Origin of the sequence: Methylosinus sp. LW4 (assembly GCF_000379125.1) — a bacterium.
Classification (GTDB): domain Bacteria; phylum Pseudomonadota; class Alphaproteobacteria; order Rhizobiales; family Beijerinckiaceae; genus Methylosinus.
The window spans coordinates 1,729,589-1,755,696 of the sequence record NZ_KB900626.1; the positions used below are offsets into that span (position 1 = coordinate 1,729,589).

The 26,108-nt window shown below is 65.9% G+C and carries 25 protein-coding genes and 1 riboswitch; of the genes, 17 read left to right on the top strand and 8 right to left on the bottom strand.

All coding sequences use genetic code 11. The annotated features are described in order from the left end of the window. Nucleotides 1–3 precede the first annotated feature (3 nt). Nucleotides 4–82, top strand: a riboswitch (SAM riboswitch). 54 nt (nucleotides 83–136) lie between these two features. After that, the gene (locus tag METLW4_RS0108810; protein ID WP_018265843.1) at nucleotides 137–1,330 is read left to right on the top strand and encodes an O-succinylhomoserine sulfhydrylase; all 1,194 of its coding nucleotides are present in this window, start codon (nucleotides 137–139) and stop codon (nucleotides 1,328–1,330) included. 4 nt (nucleotides 1,331–1,334) lie between these two features. Here the strand turns inward: METLW4_RS0108810 and METLW4_RS24475 are convergent, their stop codons facing one another. The 4 genes from METLW4_RS24475 to METLW4_RS0108830 all read right to left on the bottom strand — a co-directional run bounded on the left by METLW4_RS24475 (nucleotide 1,335) and on the right by METLW4_RS0108830 (nucleotide 5,171). Then, nucleotides 1,335–1,577, bottom strand: coding sequence for a hypothetical protein (locus METLW4_RS24475; RefSeq protein WP_157234998.1), 243 nt, complete (start codon nucleotides 1,575–1,577; stop codon nucleotides 1,335–1,337). A gap of 94 nt (nucleotides 1,578–1,671) precedes the next feature. Further along, nucleotides 1,672–2,034 carry a hypothetical protein gene (locus METLW4_RS0108820; protein ID WP_018265845.1) on the bottom strand — a complete coding sequence of 121 codons (363 nt, stop codon included), beginning with the start codon at nucleotides 2,032–2,034 and terminating at the stop codon, nucleotides 1,672–1,674. Between the two features lie 122 nt (nucleotides 2,035–2,156). Next, complete coding sequence (locus tag METLW4_RS0108825; protein ID WP_198290182.1) at nucleotides 2,157–4,610, bottom strand: TonB-dependent receptor; 2,454 nt, start codon at nucleotides 4,608–4,610, stop codon at nucleotides 2,157–2,159. Between the two features lie 192 nt (nucleotides 4,611–4,802). Continuing rightward, the gene (locus tag METLW4_RS0108830; protein ID WP_157235002.1) at nucleotides 4,803–5,171 is read right to left on the bottom strand and encodes a hypothetical protein; all 369 of its coding nucleotides are present in this window, start codon (nucleotides 5,169–5,171) and stop codon (nucleotides 4,803–4,805) included. A 224-nt stretch (nucleotides 5,172–5,395) separates the two neighbouring features. On the opposite strand from METLW4_RS0108830, the gene apaG reads away from it, so the two are divergent. Beyond that, nucleotides 5,396–5,788: a Co2+/Mg2+ efflux protein ApaG gene (gene apaG, locus METLW4_RS0108835; protein WP_018265848.1), complete on the top strand. Its 393-nt coding sequence runs from the start codon at nucleotides 5,396–5,398 to the stop codon at nucleotides 5,786–5,788. A 9-nt stretch (nucleotides 5,789–5,797) separates the two neighbouring features. Then, nucleotides 5,798–6,970, top strand: a complete 1,173-nt coding sequence (gene argE, locus METLW4_RS0108840; protein ID WP_018265849.1) for an acetylornithine deacetylase — start codon at nucleotides 5,798–5,800, stop codon at nucleotides 6,968–6,970. Nucleotides 6,971–6,998: 28 nt separating this feature from the next. Here argE and METLW4_RS27020 read toward each other — a convergent pair whose 3' ends face one another. Further along, nucleotides 6,999–7,346, bottom strand: a complete 348-nt coding sequence (locus METLW4_RS27020; RefSeq protein ID WP_157235004.1) for a hypothetical protein — start codon at nucleotides 7,344–7,346, stop codon at nucleotides 6,999–7,001. A 243-nt stretch (nucleotides 7,347–7,589) separates the two neighbouring features. Between METLW4_RS27020 and yajC the strand changes: the two genes are divergently transcribed. The 7 genes from yajC (at nucleotide 7,590) to METLW4_RS0108880 (ending at nucleotide 14,135) form a co-directional block, all read left to right on the top strand. After that, nucleotides 7,590–8,072, top strand: a complete 483-nt coding sequence (gene yajC / locus METLW4_RS27025; RefSeq protein WP_083919247.1) for a preprotein translocase subunit YajC — start codon at nucleotides 7,590–7,592, stop codon at nucleotides 8,070–8,072. Nucleotides 8,073–8,163: 91 nt separating this feature from the next. Then, on the top strand, nucleotides 8,164–9,753 hold the full coding sequence (gene secD, locus METLW4_RS0108855; RefSeq protein WP_018265852.1) for a protein translocase subunit SecD: 1,590 nt from the start codon (nucleotides 8,164–8,166) through the stop codon (nucleotides 9,751–9,753). Between the two features lie 11 nt (nucleotides 9,754–9,764). Continuing rightward, nucleotides 9,765–10,745, top strand: a complete 981-nt coding sequence (gene secF / locus METLW4_RS0108860; protein WP_018265853.1) for a protein translocase subunit SecF — start codon at nucleotides 9,765–9,767, stop codon at nucleotides 10,743–10,745. Then, nucleotides 10,745–11,125, top strand: a complete 381-nt coding sequence (locus METLW4_RS0108865; RefSeq protein ID WP_018265854.1) for an Mth938-like domain-containing protein — start codon at nucleotides 10,745–10,747, stop codon at nucleotides 11,123–11,125. The genes secF and METLW4_RS0108865 overlap by 1 nt, the downstream gene beginning before the upstream one ends. A 17-nt stretch (nucleotides 11,126–11,142) precedes the next feature. Beyond that, nucleotides 11,143–12,021: a phytoene/squalene synthase family protein gene (locus METLW4_RS0108870; RefSeq protein WP_018265855.1), complete on the top strand. Its 879-nt coding sequence runs from the start codon at nucleotides 11,143–11,145 to the stop codon at nucleotides 12,019–12,021. Nucleotides 12,022–12,118: 97 nt separating this feature from the next. Then, complete coding sequence (locus METLW4_RS0108875; RefSeq protein WP_018265856.1) at nucleotides 12,119–13,498, top strand: ActS/PrrB/RegB family redox-sensitive histidine kinase; 1,380 nt, start codon at nucleotides 12,119–12,121, stop codon at nucleotides 13,496–13,498. Between the two features lie 37 nt (nucleotides 13,499–13,535). Further along, nucleotides 13,536–14,135 carry an ActR/PrrA/RegA family redox response regulator transcription factor gene (locus METLW4_RS0108880; RefSeq protein WP_018265857.1) on the top strand — a complete coding sequence of 200 codons (600 nt, stop codon included), beginning with the start codon at nucleotides 13,536–13,538 and terminating at the stop codon, nucleotides 14,133–14,135. A 30-nt stretch (nucleotides 14,136–14,165) separates the two neighbouring features. Here METLW4_RS0108880 and METLW4_RS0108885 read toward each other — a convergent pair whose 3' ends face one another. Continuing rightward, nucleotides 14,166–14,621, bottom strand: a complete 456-nt coding sequence (locus METLW4_RS0108885; protein WP_026191370.1) for an MmcB family DNA repair protein — start codon at nucleotides 14,619–14,621, stop codon at nucleotides 14,166–14,168. A gap of 112 nt (nucleotides 14,622–14,733) precedes the next feature. On the opposite strand from METLW4_RS0108885, the gene METLW4_RS0108890 reads away from it, so the two are divergent. After that, on the top strand, nucleotides 14,734–15,816 hold the full coding sequence (locus METLW4_RS0108890) for a polyamine ABC transporter substrate-binding protein (RefSeq protein ID WP_051079623.1): 1,083 nt from the start codon (nucleotides 14,734–14,736) through the stop codon (nucleotides 15,814–15,816). Nucleotides 15,817–15,894: 78 nt separating this feature from the next. Continuing rightward, entirely contained in the window at nucleotides 15,895–17,025 is a 1,131-nt protein-coding gene (locus METLW4_RS0108895) for a glycosyltransferase (protein WP_043332503.1), read from the top strand. A 21-nt stretch (nucleotides 17,026–17,046) separates the two neighbouring features. On the opposite strand, the gene METLW4_RS0108900 is transcribed toward METLW4_RS0108895, so the two are convergent. Beyond that, a complete protein-coding gene (locus tag METLW4_RS0108900) occupies nucleotides 17,047–19,209 on the bottom strand; it encodes a GumC family protein (protein WP_043331785.1) in 2,163 nt (720 codons plus the stop codon). A 400-nt stretch (nucleotides 19,210–19,609) separates the two neighbouring features. Between METLW4_RS0108900 and METLW4_RS0108905 the strand changes: the two genes are divergently transcribed. From METLW4_RS0108905 to METLW4_RS0108925, 5 genes are read left to right on the top strand one after another with little or no spacing between them, the layout of a single operon-like run. Then, on the top strand, nucleotides 19,610–19,852 hold the full coding sequence (locus tag METLW4_RS0108905) for an acyl carrier protein (RefSeq protein ID WP_026191372.1): 243 nt from the start codon (nucleotides 19,610–19,612) through the stop codon (nucleotides 19,850–19,852). Further along, nucleotides 19,852–21,009, top strand: a complete 1,158-nt coding sequence (locus tag METLW4_RS0108910) for an acyl-CoA dehydrogenase family protein (RefSeq protein WP_018265863.1) — start codon at nucleotides 19,852–19,854, stop codon at nucleotides 21,007–21,009. The genes METLW4_RS0108905 and METLW4_RS0108910 overlap by 1 nt, the downstream gene beginning before the upstream one ends. Nucleotides 21,010–21,012: 3 nt before the next feature. Beyond that, the gene (locus METLW4_RS0108915) at nucleotides 21,013–21,924 is read left to right on the top strand and encodes an amino acid--[acyl-carrier-protein] ligase (RefSeq protein WP_018265864.1); all 912 of its coding nucleotides are present in this window, start codon (nucleotides 21,013–21,015) and stop codon (nucleotides 21,922–21,924) included. Beyond that, nucleotides 21,884–22,891, top strand: a complete 1,008-nt coding sequence (locus tag METLW4_RS0108920) for a DUF1839 family protein (RefSeq protein ID WP_018265865.1) — start codon at nucleotides 21,884–21,886, stop codon at nucleotides 22,889–22,891. Before METLW4_RS0108915 ends, METLW4_RS0108920 begins: the two co-directional genes overlap by 41 nt. Before the next feature lie 5 nt (nucleotides 22,892–22,896). Continuing rightward, complete coding sequence (locus METLW4_RS0108925) at nucleotides 22,897–25,347, top strand: glycoside hydrolase family 2 protein (protein WP_018265866.1); 2,451 nt, start codon at nucleotides 22,897–22,899, stop codon at nucleotides 25,345–25,347. Here METLW4_RS0108925 and METLW4_RS0108930 read toward each other — a convergent pair. Continuing rightward, a complete protein-coding gene (locus tag METLW4_RS0108930) occupies nucleotides 25,344–26,024 on the bottom strand; it encodes a sensor histidine kinase (RefSeq protein ID WP_018265867.1) in 681 nt (226 codons plus the stop codon). The two genes, METLW4_RS0108925 and METLW4_RS0108930, sit on opposite strands and share 4 nt — an antisense overlap. Nucleotides 26,025–26,108 lie beyond the last annotated feature (84 nt).

The following is a 26,108-nucleotide window of genomic DNA, read 5'->3' on the forward strand; positions in this document are numbered from 1 at the left end:
GTTAAACGAACGCGTGGTTCTTTGAGCCGGCCGGCTTGCCGCCACGTAAAACAAGGCGCTAAAAGGCCGGGTTTCCTCGTGAAATCCGCTTTTTGTCGCCGTGGCGCGTCCAGTCGCGCCGCAGGGGAGACGAAAGTTGAGCGACGACGAGAAGAAACTGCGCCCCGCGACACGGCTCGTGCATGGCGGGGGGCTGCGCTCGCAATTCGGCGAGCTGTCCGAGGCGATGTTCCTCACGCAGAGCTTTGCCTACCCCACGATGGAGGCCGCCGAGGCGCGCTTCAAGGGCGAGGACCCGGGCTTCATCTATTCGCGCTTCTCCAATCCGACCGTCGCAATGTTCGAGCAGCGCATGTGCCTGCTCGAGGGGGCCGAGGCGGCGCGCGCCACCGCGAGCGGAATGGCCGCCGTCACCGCCGCGCTGCTGGCGCAGTTGCGCGCCGGCGATCATATCGTCGCGGCGCGGGCGCTGTTCGGCTCCTGCCTCTATGTGGTGGAGGATCTGCTGCCGCGATTCGGCGTCGCCTCGACCTTGGTCGATGGAGCCGATCTCGCGCAATGGAAGGCCGCCGTCCGCAAGGAGACCAAGCTCTTCTTCCTCGAGAGCCCCACCAATCCCGGTCTCGAGGTCTATGACATTCGCGCCATCGCCGACATCGCCCATGAGGTGGGCGCGCGGCTCGTGGTCGACAATGTCTTCGCCACGCCTCTGCTGCAAAAACCCTTCGAATTGGGCGCCGATGTCGTCGTCTATTCGGCGACCAAGCACATAGACGGCCAGGGCCGCTGCCTGGGCGGCGTCATTTTGGCCTCGCAGGCGCTGATCGAGGAGAATATCCATAATTTCCTGCGCCAGACCGGGCCGGCTCTATCGCCGTTCAACGCCTGGACCATGCTGAAGGCATTGGAAACCCTGCCACTGCGCATCGCGCAGCAGACGGCGAGCGCGGCGCGGATCGCCGACTTCCTCGCCGAGCAGAAGGAGATCGCCCGCGTTCTCTATCCTTTCCGCGCCGATCATCCGCAGGCCGCGCTGGCGCGGCGGCAAATGACGGGCGGCGGCACGCTGGTGACATTCGACGTGGCGGGCGGCAAGGCAGCGGCCTTCCGCCTCGCCAACGCGCTGAAAATCGTCAAGATTTCCAATAATCTCGGGGACGCCAAGAGCCTCGTCACCCATCCGGCGACGACGACGCATCAGCGGCTGACGCCAGAGGCGCGGGCGCTCATCGGCGTCGGCGATGGGCTGCTGCGTCTCTCGGTCGGGCTCGAGGATACGGATGATCTCCTCGACGATCTGGCGCGCGGCCTTTCCGCCGCGCGCGGCTGAACGGTCAGAACTGGCCGAATTTCGCGCGGCGCTCGAGGTCGATGAGGCGGCCGCTGCGCCGCGCGGCGATCACGGGCGCCGGCGATGGCTCGGGCTCCCGCTCGGCCGGCGGCGCCGCGGCCGGGACGACGAAAGCCCCGCGGGTCTCGAACACGCCGAAGGCGCGGCGCTCGCCGGCGAGCGTGCGCAGAAACTCCCGAAAGAATGCGCCGACCCCGGCGCGATCGCTCATTGAAAGTCGAAACACTTTTTCCCCTCCCCGCGCCGTTTTGGCGACGCATCGTCTTTTCGAAGCGATGATCGGCGCCCGCTCCCGCGGACGGTCGAATTCGGTTGGAAAATCAGATGGAGAGAGGCGGCGCCCGCGCGCGCCGCGCATGATCCGGGGCGAAAACAACAGCGCGCGCGACCGGCGCCGGCCATTGCGCCGCCGCCCAGTCCTGCGAGGCGACGCCGGAGATTTCCGGCCGCGCCGCCAATGGTCCCGCGCCGCCGCAACAAAGGGCGCAGAGATCGCAAAGTCCGGGGCCGACATCGGCATGGCCGATAGGAGCGGCCGAGGCCGCGCCGGAGGCGTCGGCGACGGTCGCGCAAATCTGCCCTGGGACGAAGGCGGAATGGGCGAGCCCTGCCGTCGCGGGCGCAAGGGCCTGAACGGCCAGCGCCAACGAAAACAGCAATATGCTCGTCAAATTCCGACGCATGAAAGCTCCTGCCCGCGATGAGGGGCGAGTCTGTCGCAATTCACCCCGCGGGGCAAGAGAGCGAGCGGCGGGGAATGTGATGCGCCGCAGCATCCCCTCCCCCGCCTTCATTGCACAATCGGCTATTTGGCGCCGAGCTTCACATCGGAGAACATGCCCGAAGCCGGACCGCCGAAGTCATATTTCAGACCGAGAAAATAGGTCCGCTGCGGATAGGGGTTCGGATTGACGTAATATTTCCACCGGCCGATGTTGTCGATGCCGGCGTTGAGCGTCCATTCCTTGGCGATCTTATAGGTCGCCTTGGCGTCGAAGACGAGATATTCGCTGTCCACGCTGCCGTAATTATTATGGTTGAAGTCCGAGTTGTTGAGGCTGACGAACGCCCCAGTCGCATAGCGCACGCCCGCCGAGACGGAGAACTCGTCGGTCGGCGCATAGGAGGCGACGGCGCGGATGCGGATGCGCGGAATGCGCGGATATTGCATCCCCTGCACCCAAGGCTGCTGATAGTCGGACACGACCTTGGCGTCGGTGAAGGTCACGCTGCCGTTGAAGTCGAGGCCCTTCCACACGACGTCCTTCAGCACGACGGCGCCTTCGACGCCGCGGAAGATCGCCTTTCCGACATTGGAGTTCTGCGTCACGCCGACGCCGGTGGAGAAATCCGTCTGCGAGACGATGGCGTTCCAACGATGATCCATGAACAGCGAGATGCGTGGACGCGCCTCGCCGATGAGGCCGTCGAACACATTGGTCGTCACATATTCGCCGGTCAGATCATAGGAGGTGCCGCTTTCCGGCTGCAGATCCGGGTTGCTGATCGAGATGGAATTGGGACCGGCGATGTTCTGGAACAGCTCCAGCACAGTGGGAAAGCGATAGTACCGCCCCACCGAGCCACGCAGATTGAGGTCTGGAAAGACTTGATATTCGATCGCCGCCTTGGGCGAGAAGGTGGGCTTGGCGACGGACGGCAGATAGGGCGGCGTGACCAGCGACGGCGGCCAGCCGGCGAAGCCGGGCGTGTATTTTTGGCCGAGCGTGTTGTTGACGCCGCCGAAGGCGCTCCAGAACTCCTCGCGACCGCCGAAGGTCAGCTTCCATTTCGGCGCGAACTCCCAGGCATCTTGCAGATAGACGGCTTTGGTCTCCGTCTTTCCGTAGTTTATCGCCTGGATAGAGTTGTAATAATTATCGGTGAAGACATTGGTGTTGGTCAGCGTCTGCGAGAGCGAGTAGAGGTCCCAATGCGCGCCGATCGAGACCTCGTGCTTGCCGAGATCGGTCCATTCCGGGCGCCAGATTCCGCGCGCGTCGAAGGTGCGCCAGAAAGTGCCGGTCTGATTGGTGTTCGAGCCCCGCGGATCGATCGAATAGGCGGTTCCCGCGGCATTGGGCAGGAGACCATAGGCCTTGGCGGTATTGTTGTAGTCGCGCAGGAAATTATAGGAGGTTCCCGAGAAGTCGAAGTCGAAGACGCCTTTGGTGTCCGACTTGAACGAGAGCGCCTGCATCAGATGCGAGGCGTTGCCATGGCTCGGATTGACGGTGAAGGGAAAAACGGCGTTGCCGACCTGCACATTGCCGTTCTGCGTGTTGTAGATCGGGACGCCATTCGTGTCGCGAATGTAGGTCGTCGGACGGGTGTTGTCGACGAGCGACCAGAAGCCGAGCTGGTAGGCGGCGTGGATTTTGGGCGCGAGCTCATAGTCGAGCTTGATCTTGCCCATGTGCTGCTCGGAATGGTCGGCCTGATTGGCGCCGCCCACGAATCGCGGATTGCCCGCCTGATCGATGTCGGCGTAGCCGCCGAGAATGCGCGGGCCGGAGCCGGATTTGACATTGCCGCCCGGGAAGGTCTGCGACTGCCCTTGCGCGTCGAGCCGGTCGTAGCTGGCCCAAAAAGAGAAATCATTGATCTTGTCGCCGACGAGAATATTCATGTCGCCGGCAAGATCATTCTCCTTGGAGCCATAGAGCGAATAGGGCTGCAGGCCGGCGTTGCCGGAGAAGTGAAACTCGAAATTCTCCGGCATGCGCGTCGTGATCGCCATCACGCCGCCCATGGAGTTGCCGGGATAGAGGGCCGAGAAAGGCCCGTAGACGAGATCGATGCGGTCGATCTCGCCCGGCGACACCATGCCCCAGCGCGGCGCCGTGTTGAAGGAGTTGCCGAGCAGATTGGAGAGCAGAATATTGTCCGCATAGACGAGGTTCTGCGCGCCGGCGATGGGCGAGTTCACGCGCGTCTGCAAAATGCCGTTGCGATCGCCGATGAAGCGCTCGCGCACCAGCACGCTCGGCAGATATTTCATCGTCTCGGCCGTGGTCATCACATTGACCGTGCGGTCGATGTCGGCGCGGGTGACGCTCTCCACCACGGCGGGGATGTTGTCGGGTATGGCGCGACGGACCGGGGCCGGAGCCGGAGCCGGCGCCTGTCCCTCGGCGCCGTTCTGGACGCCGGCGATATCGATGCCGGGAAGCGCCTCCTGCGCCTGCGCCGTCGCGGCGGCGAGCGAGAAGGCCAGCGCGCAGGCGGAGGCGCCGCGCAGCAGATGGTGACGAGTCATTTTTTCCTCCTGCGCCTTCGAACGGGCGCTTTCGGACATGTCGCGGCCGCGGCTTCTCATAGAGCCGGCGCGCGCAGTCTCGACGGTGATCTGGGATTGAGAAGGCGCGCTCCGGCAAAGCGCCATGCGCTTTAGCGAAACGCCTCACGAGCCGAACGCCGCCGGCCCGAAGGAGACCGTGGCGCTATCGCTTCACGAAAAGGCCGGAGGCGCGCGGGCGCGCTGCGCCTGGGAGAGGCCGAAGCCGAGCCCATTGCTCGGGCCGAAGGTCCATTCCGCCCCGCCGACGCTGCGCCGGTCGAGCGCATGGCCCGCGATGGAAAACGGAAGGAAGGGCGAGAAGCCGGCGAGGCAGCTCTGGCAGGCGATGCAGGCGCCGGCGTCCCTGTGGCCGCTGATCGGCGCGCGACGATCGGCGTTTCCGTCGAGCGCGGCGCAATAGGCGGAGCCTCCGCGGCCATGCGCCATCGCCGTCGGAACGCCGAGCGTATAGGCCGCGCTCAGCGCCTGAAGCGCCAAGGCGACTGCCGCCAGCAAGCCACGGAGAGAAAATCGACGCATCGCCACCAATCGCCGTCGGGAAAGATTTCTTCCCGCGGCAGAAGCTACGCGCAGCCGAAGGCGTGGGCAATCGAGCCGATGCGCCACGGAGAAGCTTTTCCTTGACCCGTGTCAATTATGTCACAGATTTTGCTAAGCGGAGACGGCTCGGCGCCGGCTTTCACCAGTGGGCGGCGACGCATTCCACATTTCCCTTCGGCGCGATGCGTCCTAGAGTAGGTCCCATGTATATATCCATCACAAGAGACATTCAGGTCACTGCTCTGCCGGACTTTCTCCACGAGCAGTCGGACCCCGCCAACGATCGCTTCGTCTGGTCGTACACGATCGAGATCGCCAATCTCGGCAAGGAGCGTGTCCAACTCCTGTCACGTCACTGGATCATCATCGACGCTTACGGGCGCAAGGAAGAGGTGAAGGGGCCGGGAGTGGTCGGCGAGCAGCCGGTTCTCGAGCCCGGCGAGACGTTCCGCTACGCCTCCGGCTGTCCGCTCACGACGCCCTCGGGACTGATGAAGGGAAGCTACACGATGATCACCACCGACGGCGAAACCTTCGACATAGAGGTGCCGGCCTTCTCGCTGGACAGCCCGCTCTCCAAGCCGACGCTGAACTGAGCGCGGCGCATGGCTGTCGACAATTCGACGATCGAGCGCGCGATCGAGCTGACCGGACGGCTCGTCGCTTTCGACACGGAGAGCTCCAAATCCAATCTGGCGCTCATCGATTTCGTCGAATCCTATTTGCGCGCGCAGGAGGTGCCCTGCATTCGCGCGCCCAACGCCACCGGCGACAAGGCGGCGATTTTCGCGACGATCGGCCCGCCGATCGAGGGGGGCGTCGTGCTTTCGGGCCATACGGATGTGGTGCCGGTCACGGGCCAGAGCTGGACCGCCGATCCCTTCACCCTGCGTCGCGAGGGCGACCGGCTGCTCGGCCGCGGCGCCGTCGACATGAAGGGCTTCGGCGCGGTCTGCCTCGCCATGATTCCCGAGTTCAAGGCGGCGGGGCTCAGGCGGCCGATCCATATCTTCCTCAGCTATGACGAGGAGACGACCTGCCTCGGCCCGCTCGATCTCCTGGGGCGCCTCGGCTACGACCTGCCGCGGCCTGCGGTCGCCGTCATCGGCGAGCCGACCTCCATGCAGGTGGCGGACGCGCATAAGAGCGTGACGACCTTCGTCACCCGGGTCCGCGGCTATGAGATTCATTCCGCCAATCTGCATCGCGGCGTCAGCGCCGTGCATGTCGCTCTGCTGCTCGGCGCCGAGCTGCTGCGAATCGGCGAGGAGCTGGTCGCAGCGGGCGACCCGACAGGGCGCTTCGACCCGCCCTACTCCACTCTGCATATCGGCGCGATAGAGGGCGGCACGGCGCGCAACATCGTCGCCAAGGACTGCGTCTTCCATTGGGAGGTGCGCGGCGTGCCGGGAACCGACGCCGCCCGAATCGTCGAGGAGAAGCTCTCCGCCTATTCGGCCGAGCTGACGCAGAAATTTTTCGCGCCCTTCCCCGGAACGGGCATAGAGACGCGAATGGAGGTGGCGGTTCCGGGCCTCGCGCCGCAGCCGGGGTCGCCGGCGGAGACTCTTGCGCTCCGGCTCGCGCGCGCCAATCGCACCATCGCCGTGCCTTACGCATCCGAGGCCGGGCACTTCCAGCAGACCGGCATTCCCAGCGTCATTTGCGGCCCTGGCCGCATAGACGAGGCGCATCAGCCGGACGAATATATCGAAATCGGCGAGCTCGCGGCCTGCGTCGATTTCATGCGCGGCCTCGCCCGCGAGCTCGGCGCCTGAGAGAGGCGCCGAGCGGAACCAGAGGCTTTCAGTAGCAGGCCCAGACCCAATAGCCGACCCAGCGCCAGCACGGGCCGACGCCATAGCCATACCAGCGCCCATGCCAGAAACGGCCACGGCCGCCATAGCCATAGGCGGGTCCTCCGCGCCAGCCGGGGCCGCCATGCCAACCACGACCACCGCCGTGCCAACCACCGCCACCGTGCCAGCCGCCGCCACCGTGCCAACCACCGCCACCGCCATGCCAGCCGCCGCCATGGCCGCCGCCGCCGTGGCCGCCGCCGTGATGCTGAGCAAAGGCTTCCGACGGCAGCGCGAGCGCGGCGCCCAGCGCGACGACGAGCGATAATTTCTTGAACATCGGAATTCTCCTCACTTCGCTGCGAAGCGCGCGGAGCCCCTCCGCCCCGATGCTTCCCAGAGGCGACATACTCCCCCGCCGAGGCCTCCGACTGTGAGTTGTCGCACAGACCTCGCCGAATTCCTATCGGCGAAGGCGCCGCAGCGCAGCGCACGGGCCGCCATTGATTTCGGGATAGGGCCGGCTATAGTCCGCGCCCGTTGCAAGGCGGCTTCCTGCCGGCACGAAGGCGCGCGCGCCGCTTCTAAGAGATCGAACATGAAATTGATCCAGACCGCCCAAGCTCAGACGGCCCCTGCTCAGACCGACGCTCCCGCGGCTCCTCCCGCTCCGCCGGCCCCGGCCGCTCCCCCTGTTCCGGCGGCTCCCTCGGCTCCGCCCGTCCCGCCCAGCACGGCAGTGCAGACGGCGCCGGATGTCGGCGCGCCTCCGGCGGCTCCGGCTCCCGACATGATCACGCAGCTCGTGCCGCTGCTGCTCGTCACCATGATCGTCTATTTCATCGTGCTGCGCCCGCAGGCGCGCCGCACGAAGGAGCAGAAGGACTCGCTCAAGAATGTGCGGCGCGGCGACACGGTCGTCACCGCCGGCGGGCTGATCGGCAAGGTCACCAAGACCATCGACGACGCCGAGGTCGAGGTCGAGATCGCGCAGAACATTCGCGTGCGCGTGCTGCGCTCGGCCATCGCCGAGGTGCGCGCCAAGGGCGAGCCGGTGAAGGATCAGGCGGCCTCGCGCTAGCCTTCGCTCAGAACGCGACGTCTCCCATCCCGGCCGCCACGCCCGGCGCCGGGACCTTTCTTTTAGGACCGCCTCACAGGACCGACGATCCATGCTGCGCTTCGCCACCTGGAAGATCATCGCCATTCTGGCGCTGACGCTCGCCGCCGTTCTCGTCGTCGTCCCCAGCATGCTCGCGCCGGCGAGCGTCAAGGCGCTCGAAAACGTCCTGCCCTCCTGGGCGCAGCCGCGCACCATCGTGCTCGGCCTCGATCTGCAGGGCGGCTCCTATGTGATGCTCGAGGTCGACAAAGCCTCGGTGCTGCACACGCAAGTGACCAATCTGCGCGACGACGTCCGCCGCATCCTGCGCGAGGAGAAGATCGCCATCACCGGCGGCATAGGCGCGCAGGCGCGCGGCGTGCAGCTGCGCATACCGGAGGCCGCCGACCGCGCCAAGGTGCTGCCGAAGTTCCGCAATCTGGCGCAGGGCTTCGGCGCGAAGATCGGCGGCGCGCCGCCCCTCGAAGTGCGCGATTCGGGCGACGGCCTGGTGCAGATCGTCGTCACCGACTCCGGCGTGACCGACAAGGTCCGCCACGCCGTCGATCAGTCGATCGAGGTCATCCGCCGCCGCGTCGACGCGCTCGGCACGCGCGAGGCCAGCATTCAGCGCGAGGGCGACGACCGCATCATCGTTCAGGTCCCCGGCCTGCAGGACCCGGAGCAGCTGAAGACCATCCTCGGCCAGACCGCCAAGCTGGAATTCCGCCTCGTCGCCGAGCCGGGCCAGAGCCCGGCCGAGCTCGAGGAACTCGATCAGGCCGATCAATCCGGCAAGATCGCCATCGAGAAGCAGGTCATGGTGCAGGGCGAGGATCTGACCGACGCCCAGCCCGGCTTCGACCAGCAGCGCGGCGGCGAGCCGGTGGTGAATTTCCGCTTCAATATTCGCGGCGCGCAGAAATTCGGCGAGGTCACATCCAAGAATGTCGGCCGGCTCTTCGCCATCGTGCTCGACAATAAGGTGATCTCGGCGCCGCGCATCCTGCAGCCGATCACCGGCGGCTCCGGCCAGATCTCCGGCCATTTCACCGTCGAGCAGGCCAACAACCTCTCGATCCTGCTGCGTGCCGGCGCCCTGCCCGCCAAGCTCGACATCATCGAGGAGCGCACGGTCGGCCCCGGCCTCGGCCAGGATTCGATCGACGCCGGCAAGCGTGCGGCCTATGTCGGCGCCGGCCTCGTCGTCGTCTATATGCTCATCACCTATGGCGTGTTCGGAATCTTCGCCAATCTGGCGCTCTTCGTCCATATCGCCTTCATCTTCGCCGGCCTCGTGCTGCTCGGCTCGACGTTGACATTGCCGGGCATCGCCGGAATCGTGCTGACGATCGGCATGGCGGTCGACTCCAACGTGCTGATCTATGAGCGTATTCGCGAGGAGCAGCATGGCGGGCGCTCGATCCTCGCCTCGCTGGACGCGGGCTTCAACCGCGCCTTCGCGACCATCGTCGACTCCAATGTGACGATGTTCGTCGCCGCGGCGATCCTCTACTTCCTCGGCTCCGGCCCCGTGCGCGGCTTCGCCGTGTCGCTCGCGCTCGGCATTCTGACGACTATCGTCACCGCCGTCACCATGACGCGGATGATGATCGCGATCTGGTATCATTACGCGCGCCCGACGCGCCTGCCGATCTGAGGGTGAAACAGATGAAGCTGCTGCGTCTCGCCCCGGAGAACACCAAGTTCCCCTTCATGCGGTTCCGCCGCGTGAGCTACCCGTTTTCGGCCGTGCTCTCGATCTGCTCTATTCTGCTGTTCATCTTCAGCGGCATGAATTTCGGCATCGATTTCGCCGGCGGCACGGTCATAGAGCTGCGCGCCAAGACCGGCCAAGCCGAGATCGCCACTCTGCGCACGACGATCGAGAAGCTCGAGCTCGGCGATGTCGAGGTGCAGGCCTTCGGCAATCAATCCGATGCGACGGTCCGCTTCGGCCCTCAGAAGGGCGGCGATTCCGCCCAGCAGGCGGCGGTGGAGAAGGTCCGCGGCTCGGTCGGCTCCGACTATGAGCTGCGCCGCGTCGAGGTCGTCGGCCCGCGCGTCTCCGGCGAGCTGGTGCAATCGGGAACGCTCGGCGTCGTGCTGTCGATCGTCGCCGTGCTCACTTATTTGTGGTTCCGCTTCGAATGGCAGTTCGCCGTCGGCGCGGTGATCGCGACCATGCACGATCTCCTGCTCACCGTCGGCTTCTTCTCGCTCACCCATCTCGAATTCAACACGACGTCGATCGCGGCGATCCTGACCATCGTCGGCTACTCGCTGAACGAGACCGTCGTCGTGCTCGACCGAATTCGCGAGATGATGCGCAAATACAAGAAGATGCCGACAGATCAGATGATCGATCTCTCCATCAACGCGGTGCTGCCGCGCACGATCATGACGGCGACGACGGTGTTTCTGGCGCTCCTCTCGCTGGCGATCTTCGGCGGCCATGTGATCCGCTCCTTCTCGCTCGCGATGATCTGGGGCATTTTCGTCGCCACTTATTCGTCGGTCTTCATCTGCTCGCCCATGCTGATCTATCTCGGCCTGCGCAATGAGGATGTCGGCCCGGCGCCCGAGGCCGCCGCCGCGCCGGGCAAGGGCGCCGCCAAGGCGACGACGCGCGCCAAGCCCAAAGCGGCCTGATGGCCGAGCAGGGTCGAGGCTTCGTTCCGGGCCGCCACAGGATCGAGTCCTATGGCGGCGGCGGCTTTCGCTTCGCGGAAATGTCGCATCGCGGCTCGCTGCTCGCCCTGCCCTCCGGGATTCATGCGCTGGAGCCGGTCGCCGCGGCGGAGATCGACGAGGCCACGCTCGCGCCGCTCTTCGACGAGAGCGCCGGCGCGGTCGAGCTGCTGATCTTCGGCTCCGGCGCGAATTTGCGCCCGCCCTCGCCCGCCCTGCGCGCGCGGCTGAAGCAGGCGGGAATCATGGTCGAGGCCATGGCCACCGGCGCCGCCGTGCGAACCTATAATATGCTGCTCGACGAGGACCGCCGCGTCGCCGCTGTGCTGATCGTGGTGTGAGCCGAGGTTTTTCGCCCATGGACGAGGCCGCGACGACCGCGCGCGAGACCGAGCTCGCCGACCATTACCGCCATTGCGAGGCGGCGCTGCGCGAGCAGGATCTCGATCTCTGGCTCGCCTGCCTGTTCGCGCCGGCGCAGGCGCGGCCGCATCTCCATGCGATCGGCGCTTTCTGCGCAGAGATTTCCAGCGTGCGGGCGCGCGTCTCGCAGCCGATTCTCGGCGAGATGCGGCTGCGCTGGTGGTACGATTTGCTGGAGGCGCCGGCCGATAGCGAGGGCGCCCACGCCCATCCGATCGCCGACGCTCTTCTCGACACGCTCGAGCGCTGCGCTATCCCGCGGGAGGAGGTCGTCGAGCTGCTCGAGGCCCATAGCTTCGATCTCTATGACGAGCAGATGGAGAGTCTCGCGGCGCTGGAGACCTATTGCGACCGCGTGTTCGGCGCGCCTCTGCGCTGGCGCGCGCGCGTCATCGACGCCGAGGACGCCGCACGGCAGGAGGAGGCGCTTCGCCTCGCCGGGCGCGCCTTTGGCCTCACGGCGATTCTGCGCGCCCTGCCCCGCCATTTGGCGCAAGGGCAGCGATTCTTGCCCCTCGATCTTCTCGCGCGCTGCCGCGCCGAGAGCGATTTCGTCGAGGCGAAGCTCACGCCCGCGCTCGCCGCCGCTCTGGCGGAGCTGCGCGGCTCGGCGCGCGATTATTTCGAAAAGGCGCGCAAAGCCGTGCGCGGCGATGGCGCGGCGCGCGCGGCTCTGCTGCCCGCAGCATTGATTCCACTCTATCTCGGCGCGATGGAGCGCAAAGGCTTCGATCCTCTCCATATGATCGCCGAGCCGCCGCAATGGCGGCGGCAGTGGCGGCTGTGGCGCGCAGCAAGGGGGCGCGGCATATAGTCCTGCGGAAAATCGCTGCGGAGCACAGGCGAAACGCGCTACAAATCGCAGAGCCGCGCGTCTCGCGCTGCTGCAATTTTCGAGACAACGCCGCCTCATGACCAATACAGCCGACGCCGATTTCGGCCATCAGGCCCGCCAGCTTCGCGTCGACACGCTCATCATCCTGCGCTGGCTGGCGATCGCCGGCCAGACCTTCGCGACGCTCGTCACCTTCTTCTATTTTCAGTTCGATTTCCCGATCGGGCTGAGCTTCATCGCCATCGCGACCTCGGCCTGCCTCAACGCCGCGCTGCGCCTGGCGACAACGCGCACCTTCCGCCTCGACGATGGCGAGGCGGCGCTGCTCTTGTCCTATGACATATTGCAGCTCTCGGCCCTGCTCTATCTCACCGGCGGCGTCGCCAATCCTTTCGCCATGCTGTTTCTGGCGCCGGTCATGATCTCGGCGGTGTCGCTGCCGCGCAAGCTGACCATTCTGCTCGGCGTGCTGATGATCGCCGCGGCGACGATACTGACCGTCGAGTTTCAGCCTTTGCCCTGGTACGAGGGCGTCGAGCTGCATTTCCCGCTGCTCTATCGCACCGGCGTGTGGACGGCGCTGGTGCTGAGCGCGGCCTTCGTCGGTCTCTACGCGGCGCGCGTTTCCGACGAGGCGCGGCAATTGTCGACGGCGCTGGCGGCGACGGAGCTGGTGCTGGAGCGCGAGCAGCATCTCTCGCAGCTGGACGGCCTCGCGGCCGCCGCCGCGCATGAGCTCGGCACGCCGCTCGCGACCATCGCCGTGGTGACGAAGGAATTGCAGAAATCCGCGCTCGCGACGGCGCCGGCGCTCGCCGACGATCTCGCCCTGCTCGCCCAGGAGGCGCGGCGCTGCCGGGACATTCTGCGCAAGCTCGTCTCGCTCGGCCAGGCGGACACGGGCGGCCTGCTCGACATGCAGACGCTGGAGACCATGCTCGAGGAGGTGATCGAGCCGCACCGCGCCTTCGGCGTGGACGTAGAGCTGACGCGGCGCGGCCCGCCCCCGGAGCCGAGCTTCTCGCGCAATCCCGGCATCGTCTACGGGCTCGGCAATCTCGTCGAGAACGCCGTGGATTTCGCGCATTCGCGCGTGCGCATAGAGGCCTTGTGGTCCAAGGAGCTCGTCGTCCTCGTCATTGAGGATGACGGCCCCGGCTTCTCGCAGGGGATTCTCAATCGCCTCGGCGACCCTTATGTCAGCGGACGCCCGACCGACCGGCGCACCAAGAACGAGCCGGGCTCCGGCCTCGGCCTCGGCCTCTTCATCGCCAAGACGCTGCTCGAGCGCTCCGGCGCGACCGTGACGACCGCCAATGTGCAGGCCCCGCAGACAGGCGCCAAGGTGACGATCTCCTGGCCGCGCGCGGCGCTGGAGCGCTCCAGCGGCAATGGCGAGGCAGTCGGGCACGAGCGTGGCTCAGACCAACAAACGCCTTCGTCCGACGCGGCGTGATGCTATATTGAACAATCCCAAACCAGGACGACGACGCATGATCGACGACGCTGGCGCAGCCGAACACACCGATTTCGATGCGGCCGTGGAGGCCGCGCTCGGGGAGCTCCCGCAGGAGCGCTCGCTGCTGATCGTGGAGGACGACAAGCCCTTCCTCGGCCGGCTCACGCGCGCCATGGAGGCGCGCGGCTTTCTCGTCACGGCGGTGGAGAGCGTCGCCGACGGCCTCGCCGCCGTCGAAGCCGCCGCGCCGGCCTTCGCCATCATCGACATGCGGCTCGGCGACGGCAATGGCATAGACGTCATCTCCTCGCTCAAGGTGAAGCGGCCGGACGCGCGCGGCATCATCCTCACCGGCTATGGCAATATCGCCACGGCGGTGACGGCGGTGAAGCTCGGCGCCTTCGACTATCTGGCCAAGCCCGCCGACGCCGATGAAATCTATCATGCGCTGATGGCGACGAAGATCGACAAGCCCGACGCGGTCGACAATCCCATGTCGGCCGATCGCGTGCGTTGGGAGCATATTCAGCGCGTCTATGAGAGCTGCGACCGCAATGTGTCGGAGACGGCGCGCCGGCTCAACATGCATCGCCGCACGCTGCAGCGCATATTGGCCAAGCGTGCGCCGAGATGAGCGCATCGCGATGACGCGCGGCGGCGCGGGTCAGAATTCGTCGCGATGCAGGGCGTAATGAAGCCGCTCCGCCGCCGCGCCGGCGAAGCGCAGCAGCATGGCCTTGCGGCTGGCCGGAGCGAGCTTATGGACCGGCGCCTCGCGCGTCAGCATGGCGCCATGCGCGTCGGCGACGATGAGGCCGACGTCCAAGGGAAAGGCCTCCTCGGAGAGATCGCAGGGAATGGCGAAATAAAAACGATCGCAATGGAGGCGATAGTCCATCCATTTGCGATCGGCGCGGAAATCGGCGAGCGAGCTCTTCACCTCGACGATGCGCAGCGCTCCATCCGGCGCGAGAGCGACGAGATCGGCCCGCCGCCCGCCCGGCAGCGGCAGCTCCGCGAGCACCGAAAACCCAGCCGCCCGCAAATAGCGCCGCGCGCCGCGCGTCACGAGACGGGCGTTTTGCTCGCGCAGACTTTCCAGCGGAGAGGCAGGCTCCATCGCATAATCTCGGAATGGCGGGAGAGCGAGAGGATGGCCATTGTGCCCATGAGGCGACGCGCCGCGCAAGCGGCGAAGCAAATCGCCGGACGTTGAGGGAGAGCGAAGCAAAATGAGAATCCTCGCCGCATGTCTGCTCGCGCTCGGAAGCGCCATGGGCGCGCAGGGCGCCGAGCGTGTCGTCAACATCTTCAATTGGAGCGATTATATCGACCCGCGCGTGCTCGAGGACTTCACCCGCGAGACGGGCGTGAAGGTTGTCTACGACACCTATGATTCCAACGAGATATTGGAGACGCGCCTGCTCGCCGGCGCCGCCGGCTATGATGTCGTCGTCCCCTCGGCGACCTTTCTGCAGCGACAGATCAAGGCCGGCGTCTATCGCCCGCTCGACAAGAGCAAGCTCAAGAATATCGACAATGTGTGGCCGGAGATCGCGCAGCGTCTGTCGCGCTATGATCCAGGCAACGCCTATGCCGCCCCCTATATGTGGTTCACCACCGGCGTCGCCTATAATGTCGCCAAGGTGAAAGAGCGCATCGGCGACAAGCCGATCGCCTCCTGGGAGCAGGTGCTGAAGCCGGAAAATCTGCGCAAATTCGCCGATTGCGGCGTCTATGTGCTCGATAGTCCCGAAGATCTCTTCTCGATCACGCTCAATTATCTGAAGCTCGATCCAAATTCCAAGGAGCCGGGCGACATTCGCCGCGCCGCCGATCTGCTCTCCGGCCTTCGGCGCCACATAAAGAAATTCCACTCCTCGGAATATATCAACGCGCTGGCCAATGGCGACATTTGCCTCGCCATCGGCTGGGCCGGCGACAGCTTCCAGGCGCGCAATCGCGCCCGTGAGGCCGCCAATGGCGTCGAAATCGCCTTTGTGATCCCGCAGGAGGGGACGCTGATGTCGCTCGACAGCCTCGCCATCCCCAAGGACGCGCCGCACCCCGACGAGGCGCATCTCTTCATCGATTATCTGCTGCGGCCGGAGGTCGCCGCCCGCAACACCAAGATCACCAATTTCGCCAATGGCGTCGGCGCCTCGCGGCCGCTGGTGGACAAGGAGATCGCCGAAAATCCGGCCATCTATCCCGATGCGGCGACGATGAAGCGCCTCTTCACCGTCACGGCGCCGGATCAGCCGATCCAGAAGATCGTGACCCGCGAATGGACGCGGGTGAAAACCGGCCGCTGAGAAAAACGGTTCGTCTCTTGCTCCGAGTGGGATGGCGGCGCCGCCGCCGTCTCATTTTGAAACAGGACGGAGCCATTGATGATCCGCGCGACCGAACGCAAGAAGACGCTGTTCCTGGTCTCGACGGCCACGCAGCCTTGCGGCGTCGAATCCTTCGCCCGCCATGTGGCGGCGCGCTGGGGCGAGCTCGGCCTCGAGGCGCAGCGGCTCGCCGTCTCCGGCAAGCTCTCCGATTGGGCGGCGATCTGGCGCGCGCTCGGCGAGGTCGACGCCATCGCGATCAATCTGCCGGTCGTCGCCTGGAAAAAAATCGTGCTGACGCCGCTCGTCGCACTCGTCCTCGCGATGCTGCGCGGTCGCGGGCGCGTCCTGATCCTGCATGAATGGGCCGATCTCGACTGGCGCCGCCGCCTCATCATCTCCGTCTACGCCCTCTTCGCGCAGCGCTTCGTCTTCTCCTCGCCCTTCGTGCGCGAGGGCTTCGCCGAAGGCGTCGTCACGCGCTTTCTGGCCGCCCGCAGCGCCATCGCGCCCATCCCTTCCAATATTCCGCCGACCGCGCCGGACGGCCCCTCCCCGCTCGCCGCGCGCATAGAGGCGGCGCGCGCCGAGGGACGCATGGTCATCGGCCATTTCGGCTCGATCTATCCCAAGAAGCAATCCGACTTCGTGCTCGATGTCGCAGCGCGGCTGCGCGACTCCGGCCGGCCGGTCCTCTGCCTCTTCATCGGCGGCTTCGTCAAAGGCGTCGATCGCGTCGAGGAGGATTTTCGCGCCAAGGCTCGGGCGCTCGGCCTCGCCGAGGATTGCCTCGTGACCGGCTATGTCGACGGCCCGCGCGATCTGCATGCGCTCTTCGCCGAGGTCGACTGCTTCCTCTATCGCTTTCCCGAGGGGCTCACCTCGCGCCGCGGCAGCGTGCTCGCCTGCCTGCAATCCGGCAAGCCGGTGATCGTCAATGCGCCGCGCGAGGCCGGCGAGTTCGACCATCATCGCGCCTATCGCCGCGCCATCGCCGACGGCTCGCTGATGCTGCTCGCCAATGACGCCGATGCGCCCGCCTATGCCGACCGCCTCGCGCGTTCGGAGCGCCTGCCGTCGCGCTCGCTATCGCCGCTCTATGATCAGTGCTGGCGCGACGCCGCCGCCGCTGTGGCGGCCGCGATCGATACAGAGCCCATGAACGCCGCGCCGCTTATGGCCGAGTAAAAGAGAGAGAAGACGACCGCGTCAGGCGGTCCTGCGCGTCGTCTCCGCACGGCGGCGCGCATCGCGACGCGGCAGCCAGGGATCGCTATGATCGACTCGCAAAATCACCGCGATCTTGGCGCGCAGCGCCTCGGGAAGCTCGCCGATCGCGGTCTCCTCATCCTGATCGCGGCCAAGCACCGGCGCCACGAAATCGAGCCGCTCGAACATGCTCTCGTCAGAGCCGACGCCGTCGCAGAGCACGATATCGACCTCGGCCGGACTGCCGTCGCGGAAGCCGTCGACGATGCGCTCCACCGCTCCGGCCGCGCGCGAGCGACGATCGATCGCCGGCAGCGCCAGCAGCACGCTGTCGTCGGTGCGCACGAAAGGATCGTCGGCGTCGCCGAAGGCCTCGAGCCCATCCTCGATGAGAACGGTGAGCGCCGCATGATCGCGGTCCGCATCGACCAGCGCCACCTCGAGATGCTGCAGCCGCAGCGCCAGCGCGATATTGACGGCCATCACGGTGCGAATGGAGCCGGGCGCATCGCCGACCAGACCGATGACGAGCGGCCGATGCGCGCTCTCGGCGACCAGCGCGCCGAAGCGCGACACCACCGCCTCGAGCTCGCGACGATCGGCGAAAGGCCGCACAAAAGGAATGCCGAGCCGCGTCAGCTCGAGCCGGTCGGGTCCCGCCGTCGGCCCACGCACGGTGAATTTCGTCGCATCGGTCACGGCGACGCGCACCGGCTCGTTCTCGACGTCGCGACGCGGACCCGACTCGGGCGCGCCGCCGAAGCCGCGCTCCCGCAGAAAAGCGAGGCCGAGGCCCAGAGTGAGGCCGGCGACAAAGCCCGCGCCCGTCATCAGCCCGGCGCCCGGCGGAAAGCTGCGCGCGATCGGCGGCGTCGCCATTGTAATGATATGCGTGCTGGCGGCGTCGAGCTGCCGCGCCTCGCCGGTCTGACGCGAGCGCGTCAGGAAGGATTCGTAGATCGTGCGGCTGACCTCGACCTCGCGCTCGAGATCGCGAAGCTTGACCGAAGCTTGCGCCGAGACGACAGCCTTGCCCTCGAGCTTCTGCATCTCGCGGTTCAGCGCCTCTTCCGTGCTGCGCGCGCGCTCATAATCCTTGCGCAGCGAGACGGCGACACGCGCCAGCTCGGTATTGACGAGGCGCTTGGTCTCGGCGAGCCGCGCGGTCGCATTCTTGACGACCGGATGCTGCGGCCCGAGCTCGGCGGAAAGATCGGCGAGCTTTTGCGCCGCCTCCGCCTGCTGCCCGCGCAGCGCGTTCAGCGTCATCAAATTCATATTGGCGGCGATGGCCGCGAGCTCCGTGTCCGAATGCGCCGCGCGCTGCACCTGCTCGAAGCGGGAGCGCGTGTCCTCGAGCCGCGTGCGGGCGAAGGTGAGCTGCTGATTGAGCTCCTTCAGCCGCTGCTCGTCTATGTAGGAATCGCGCGTGCCGACGAAGCCATTCTCCGCCTTATAGGCCTCGACGGCTTTTTCCGCGGCGAGCAGGCGCTCGCGCAGCCCGTCGAGGCGTCCGGTGAAGGAGGTCGCCGCCTGCTGCGCCGCATCCTTATGCATCGTCGAGCGAACATCGATATAGGCTTGCGCCACCGCATTGGCGATGCGCGCGGATTTCTGCGCATTGTCGCTCGAGGCGGCGATGTCGATGATGAAGGTGCGCTCGGGACGGCGCACCATGATCTTCGTGCCGAGCGCGCGCACGGCGCCGTCGACGATCTCGTCCTTCGTCGGCGTGCGGCCGAAATGCCCGAACAGCTTGCCGAGCAAGGAGGTAGAGGCTCCGAACTCGGGATCCTCGGTGAGCTTCTCGGCCTCGACGACGCGCTCGAGCACGACCTGCGAGGTCAGAATGCGCGTTTGCGTCTCGACGAAATTGATGAAGCCGGTCGAATCCTGGCCCTGATTGGCGTCGCCCTCGAGTCCGGGCAGCCCGCGCGGATCGAGATATATCTGCGCGGCCGCGACATAGCGCGGCGTCAGCAGCTTGGTGAGCGCATAGCCGCCGACCGCGCAGGCGAGCGCGACGGACAGGATGAACAGCTTGTTGCGAAGCGCGAGCGCGATCAAGCTCCCCGGCGTCAGCGAGGAGCGGGCGCGCGGCGGCTCCGCCATGGGGCGCTGACGTTCGGCGACGCTTTTCGACCCGGATTCATAGTCCAACATCACGCGAGTTCCGTTCCGACGTCGAACAAGCGAGCACAGCCCCGCATTCGCGCTGAAGGCGAATGTTCCATTTCATGGTTAACGTTTCTTAAACCCCTCTCTCTCATTCATCCTCTTCATGTCGAAAATAGGGTTTGCAGGGACGATTCGCCACGTTTCACGATCGTGACAGAATTCGAGACGCCTCGAGTGTCTCGTCCATGTCCAGAGCATCATAGCCGCGTTTCATTTTCACGCAAATGGCCGCGAAATTCTTGCCCGAACGGGTCAAATTTTATGGAACGAATTTGGCAACGATCAAATCCGCAAACTGTTCACCAACGAGCGGCAATTTAGCTGAAAATGCAGCGCGAGCGCGTATGGTGACGCTGAAACTCGAGCTTGGTCGATGGAGAAGAAGATGCTCGATACGATTAGACGACTCGTCGATGAACAAGGCCGCTTGGCCGTGGCCGCGGAGGCGATCGGCGACGACGCCGATCTCTACGCCACGGGCCTCACATCCTTCGCCGCCGTCCAGCTGATGCTGGCGCTCGAAGAGACTTTCGACGTCGAATTTCCCGACCGCATGCTCAACCGTCGCAGCTTCTCCTCGATCGCCTCGATCGCCGGCTGCCTGCACGAGCTCAAGGAAGCCGCCTGATGAATGCGCCACTCGATCGCGGAGCGAATGTCATTGCGACGGCCGCCCGCCACGCCGATGACGTCGACCGCAACGGCCGCTTCCCGATCGAAGCGATTCAGGCGCTCAAGGATGCGCGCCTGCTGTCGCTGCTGATCCCGATCGAGTTCGGCGGCGGCGGAGCCTCGCTCGCCGACGTCGCCGAGATCTGCACCTCGCTCGGCCAGCAATGCGCCTCGACGGCGATGATCTTCGCCATGCATCAGATCAAGGCGTCGAGCCTCATCGCGCATGGCCGCGGCAGCGCATGGCACGAGAGCTTCATGCGCCGCGTCAGCGACGAGCAGCTGCTGCTCGGCTCCGCGACGACCGAAGGCGGCGTCGGCGGCAATATGCGCAACAGCATTTGCGCTTTCGAGCGCGACGGCGCGACATTCCGCATCGCCAAGGAAGGCGCGCTCATCTCCTATGGCGCCTATTCGGACGCGATCCTCGTCACCGCGCGCCGCGCGGTCGACGCTCCGCCCTCCGATCAGCTGATGGCCGTGCTGGAGAAGAGCCAGTATCGTCTCGATCGCACCGGCGGCTGGGACGCGCTCGGCATGCGCGGCACCTGCAGCGAAGGCTTCACCTTCAGCGGCGAGGCGCCGATCGAGCAGATCTTCACTCATGACTTCGCCGAGATCGCCTCCGAGTCCATGCTCGCGACCGCGCATCTCCTGTGGAGCGCGGTGTGGTACGGCGTCGCCTCGGACGCGCTCGCGCGCGCGCAATCCTTCGTGCGCAAGGACGCGCGCCGCCATCCCAATGGCCCCGCCCCCGGCGCGCTGCGCCTCGCGGAGGCGACCGCGAAGCTGCAGCTCATGCGCTCCAACGTCGTCGAAGGGCTGAAGCGCTTCGCCAAGGCGCAGCAGAACGTGGACGATCTCAACTCGATGAGCTTCGCCGTCGCGATGAACAACATCAAGATCGGCTCGTCGCAGCTCTCGATCGAGATCATCAATCATGCGCTGCTGATCGCCGGCATCGCCGGCTACAAGAACGACACGCCCTTCAGCGTCGGCCGCCACATGCGCGACGCGCTCTCGGCGCAGGTGATGATCTCCAACGACCGCATCTTCACCAATCTGTCCAATCTGCTGCTCGCGCAGCGCATCGACCAGCGGCTGGGAGACTGACCCATGTGCCAGGCCTGCGACAGCTTTCTCGATCGCCTCTTCGCCAAAGGCGTTCTGCATGAGACCGGCGTCGACGGACTCTATGGCCGTGGACAGGCCTTCGAGGCGGTCATAGAGGGAATGGATCGGCTGATCACGCGCATCGCAGCGAATGATCGCGCCGAGGTCATCCGCTTTCCTCCCGGCATGAATCGCGCGCTCTTCGAGAAGAGCGGCTATATGAAGAACTTCCCACAGCTCGCCGGCACGGTGCACAGCTTCGCCGGAAGCGAGAAGGACCATCTCGCCCTTCTCGACAATATTCACAACGGCGGCGACTGGACCGGCGGACAGGGCGCGACCGACATCGTGCTGACGCCCGCCGCCTGCTATCCGCTCTATCCGATCGTCGCCCGCCGCGGCCCGCTCGCGGCCGAAGGCGGCCTCTTCGACATTCAATCCTATTGCTTCCGTCACGAGCCGTCGAAGGATCCGGCGCGCATGCAAATGTTCCGCATGCGCGAGTTCGTGCGCATCGGCGAGCCGGAGCAGGCCGCGAGCTTCCGCGAATCCTGGCTGGAGCGCGCCCGCGGCTTCGCCGAGACGCTCGAGCTGCCGCATCACATCGATGTGGCGAATGATCCGTTCTTCGGCCGCGCCGGACGCATGATGGCCTCGAGCCAGCGTGAGCAGGCGCTGAAATTCGAGCTGCTGGTGCCGATCGAGAGCACGGAAAATCCGACCGCGTGCCAGAGCTTCAACTATCATCAGGATCATTTCGGCGCGCTGTGGGGCATCAAGACCGCCGCCGGCGAGACCGCGCATACCGCGTGCGTCGGCTTCGGCATGGAGCGCCTCGCCCTCGCCTTGTTCAAACATCACGGGATCGACACCAATGGCTGGCCGACCTCAGTCCGCGCTGCTCTCTCTCTCTGACGCCGAGCTCTCGCCGCTGAAGCCGGCGAAGCCGCATTTCCGTCACGCGCTGCATCATGCAGAGCGTGATTGGCCGCAGACCAATTGCTATGTCGATCTCATGATCGAGCTCGTCGCCATGCGCGGCTTCGAGCCGGAGGCCATGCTCGGCTTCACGCTGGCGCAGGATTTCGAAGAAGATCAGCTCACCTTCTTCAAGCCGCGCCTCGCCGATCTCGAGCGTCTCTACGGCCTTCGCGTCGAGGAGCTGGCGCTCTATGATCGGCTGGACGATCACATCGCGCGCCAGACCGCGCGCGGCCGTGTGGTGATGGTGGAGGTGGACGGCTATCATCTGCCGGACACGCGCGGCGTCACCTATCGCATCGACCATTCCAAGACGACGATCGGCGTCACGGAAATCGATCTCTCTGCGCGGCGAATCGACTATTTCCACAATGACGGCTATTTCGCGCTCGACGGCGAGGACTTCGACGCGATCTTCGGCCGCGCCGGCGAGGCGCGCGATCTCGCCGCTCTGTTTCCTTACGCCGAATTCGTGCGCTTCGACCGCGAGCGCGCGCATGCGGATTTGCGCGGAACGGCGGAAGAGCTGGCGCGCGAGCATTTCGCGCGCCGCCCGAGCGACAATCCGATCCGCGCCTTCGCCACGCGCTTCCCTGCGCTGTGGAATGTGCTGGAGGCGCGCCCGCCGTGCTTCTTCCACAGCCTCGCCTTCAACACGTTCCGCCAGCTCGGCGCCAATTTCGAGCTGCTCGGCAGCCATCTCGACTGGCTGCGGCCGGATGGCGATCTCGCCGCCGAGGCGGAGTCCTGCCGACGCATTTCGGCCGGCGCCAAGGCGATGCAGTTCCAGGCGGCGCGCGCCTCCGCGCGCAAGCGCGTCTATGATCCGCGCGAGACGCTCGACGAGCTCGCCGGCGTCTATGACGGCTTGTTCGGAGGTCTCTCGGCGAAGCTGCGCTGAGGCCCATGATGCGCGCGCGCGTCGAAGGAGAAAAGCGCCAGCGCCTCGACGCCGGTTGGACTTTCACGATCGACGAGGCCGGCGAATGGACGGAGCCATCCGCCATTCCCGGCGCCGTCTCCTGGCGCGCGACGCGCGTTCCCGGCACGCTAGCGCAGGCGCTGATCGCCGAAGGCGCGCGCTTCGACGAGTTGCCGCTGCTCGATGCGCTCGACGTCTGGTACAAGACCTCCTTCGTCAATTCCGCCCCGGCCGAATTGCGCCTGCATGGCCTCGCCACGCTCGCGGACGTCTATCTCGACGGAAGGCTCGCGCTGCGCTCGGACAATATGTTCCATGCGCATGCGATAGAGGTCGCGACGCAAGGCGCGCATGAGCTTCATATTCGCTTTCGCTCTGTCGAGCGCGAGATCGCGACGAAGAGCGGCCGCGCGCGCTGGCGGCCGCGCATGATAACGCCGGCGGGCCTGCGCCATATACGCACGACAGCGCTCGGCCGCCTTCCCGGCTTCGCGCCGCCGACGCCGCCCGTCGGTCCCTGGCGCGAGATCGAGCTGATCGAGCATGGCGCGCTGCGCCTGCGCAATGCGGATATGCGCGCCAGCGTCCACGATGGTCGCGCCAATCTGCGCGTGGCGCTCGAAATTTCCGGCCTCATGGATGCTCCTGCGCGGCTCGTCTGCGGCGGAGCGGAAGCGCCCTTCACGCGCGTCGCCGACGATCGCATCATCGCAGAGCTGTCGCCGCCCGATGCGCGGCTGTGGACGCCGCATACGCATGGCGAGCCGCATCTCTATGACGTCGCGGCGACGATCGGCGCGCATCGCATCGATCTCGGCCGCACCGGCTTTCGCGACATTCGCGTCGATCGCGGCGCGGATGGCGCCGGCTTCGCGCTACGCGTGAACGACATGCCGCTGTTTTGCCGCGGCGCCTGCTGGACGACGGCGGACGCCGTGTCGCTCGCCGGCGGCCGAGAGGATTGCGCACCGCTGCTGCGCGCGATGCGCGACGCCGGCATGAATATGGTGCGCGTCCCCGGCGTCACGCTCTATGAGAGCGATGATTTCTACGCGCTCTGCGACGAGCTCGGACTCTTGGTGTGGCAGGATTTCGCCTTCGCCAATTTCGATTATCCGTTTCAGGACGCCGCCTTCCGCGCCAGCGTCGAGCGCGAGGCGACGGAGTTTCTGGCGCGCACACAATCTTCGCCTTCGCTCGCCGTGCTCTGCGGCGGCAGCGAGGTCTATCAGCAAGCGTCCATGCTCGGCCTCGCCGAGGCCAAATGGCGCTCGCCTTTCTTCGACGAGACTCTGCCACAGCTCATCGAGGCGCAGCGTCCCGGCGCCATCTATGTCGAGAGCTCGCCCTCCGGCGGCCCCCTTCCCTTTCATGCCGATGTCGGCGTCTCGCATTACTATGGCGTCGGCGCCTATCGCCGCGGCTTGGACGATGCGCGCCGCGCCAATGTGCGCTTTGCGTCCGAATGTCTCGGCTTCGCCAATATCGCGGATGACGCCGCGCTGCGCCGCGACTTCGGCGACGACCCGCTCGCATCGCCTCTCTTCGCCGAACGGATCGCGCGCGACATGGGAGCGACGCAGACTTTCGGCGACGTTACCGAACATTACATGCGCCTGCTCTATGGCTGCAATCCGTCGGCGCTGCGCGTGAGCGATCCGCAGCTCTATCTCGACATTGCCCGCGCCGCGGTGGCCGAGACGATGGAGGCGACGATCGGCGAATGGCGGCGCGGCGGCTCCGCGACTCATGGCGCCATCGTCTGGTTTCTCGAGGATTTGTGGCCCGGCGCAGGCTGGGGCGTTCTCGATGCGCATGGCGAGCCGAAATCCGCCTATCACGCTTTGGCGCGCGCCTTTCGTCCGCTGTCGCTCATGCTCACGGACGAAGGCGTCAACGGACTCTTCGCGCATTTGCGCAATGACGGACCGCAACGCGTCGAGGGCGAGATTTCGCTGGCCTGCTATCGCGACGGCCATGTGCCGGTGATGAGAGCGAACCGCAGCGTCGTCGTCGAGCCGCATGGCGTCGCGACATTGCGCGACGCGGAATTCTGGGGCGGATTTTTCGACACGGCGCTCGCCTATAATTTCGGGCCGCCGTCGCATGATTTGACCGTCGCGCGCTTCATCGGCGCGAATGGCGTCGAGCGCGAGGCCTTTCATTTTCCGCTCGGCCGCAGCGCGGCGAAATCACAGCTCGGCTTGACGGCGGAGATAGAGGAGGACGGCGACGGATTCCTTCTCGCTCTATCGACGACGATCGCCGCGCAATCCGTTTCTATCGAGGATGAGTTCTTTCGTCCTGCCGAAAGCTGGCTGCATATCGCGCCCGGCGCGACGCGGCGCATTCGTCTCGTCGCGCGATCCGCCGATGTGAAGCGCCCCAAGGGAATTGCGAGAGCGCTGAACGGCGAGACGATCGCCTACGGCTAGCCTACATGCTCGGGGAATTCGACCCGCACCAGCGTGCCTTGCGGCAGACGCTCGAAGAACGCCTCGCCCTTGAGCTGGCGCGCCAGCCCGCGCATCAGCTGCAGCCCGTCGCCCCGCGAGACATTCGCCGGATCGAAGCCGCAGCCATTGTCGGCAATGGTCAGCTCGAGCCTGTCGCCGATGCGGCGCAGACGCGCCTGCACCTCGCCTTGCGCGCCGCCGGGAAAGGCGTGCTTCATCGCATTGGTGACGGCTTCGACATAGACGAGGCCGACGCATTGCGCGCGGCGATAATCGAGAAAAATATCATCATCCGCTATCGTCTCTCCGACGATGCGATCGTCGAAAGCTTTGCGGCGCGCTTCGGAGAGCGCCCAAAGATAGGAGGACATGCAGATCTCGGCGTCATCGTCCTCGTCCAGCGCATTATGCAGCTCGACGGCGCTGCGCAGGCGCATGGCGCAATTGCTGCAGCCCTCCGGCCTCTCGAGCCGGCGGGACTGCGCGGAGATCAATGTCGCCAAGGCCTGCAGATCATTGCGGACGCGGTGACGCAGCTCGCGATAGCGCTCCTTCTCGGCGCGGAGCTCGGCATGAACGCTCGCGAGCTCGGCCTCGAGCTCGGCGATTTTGTTCTTGCCCCCGACTGCCGGGGATACGCCAGCGACTTCGCTCATTCAGCCCGATCCCTCCGCGCGACGCGTCGGAGACGACAGCCCGTCGCACGGACCTGTTTTCTTTTTATCTGAAGCGGGCATCCT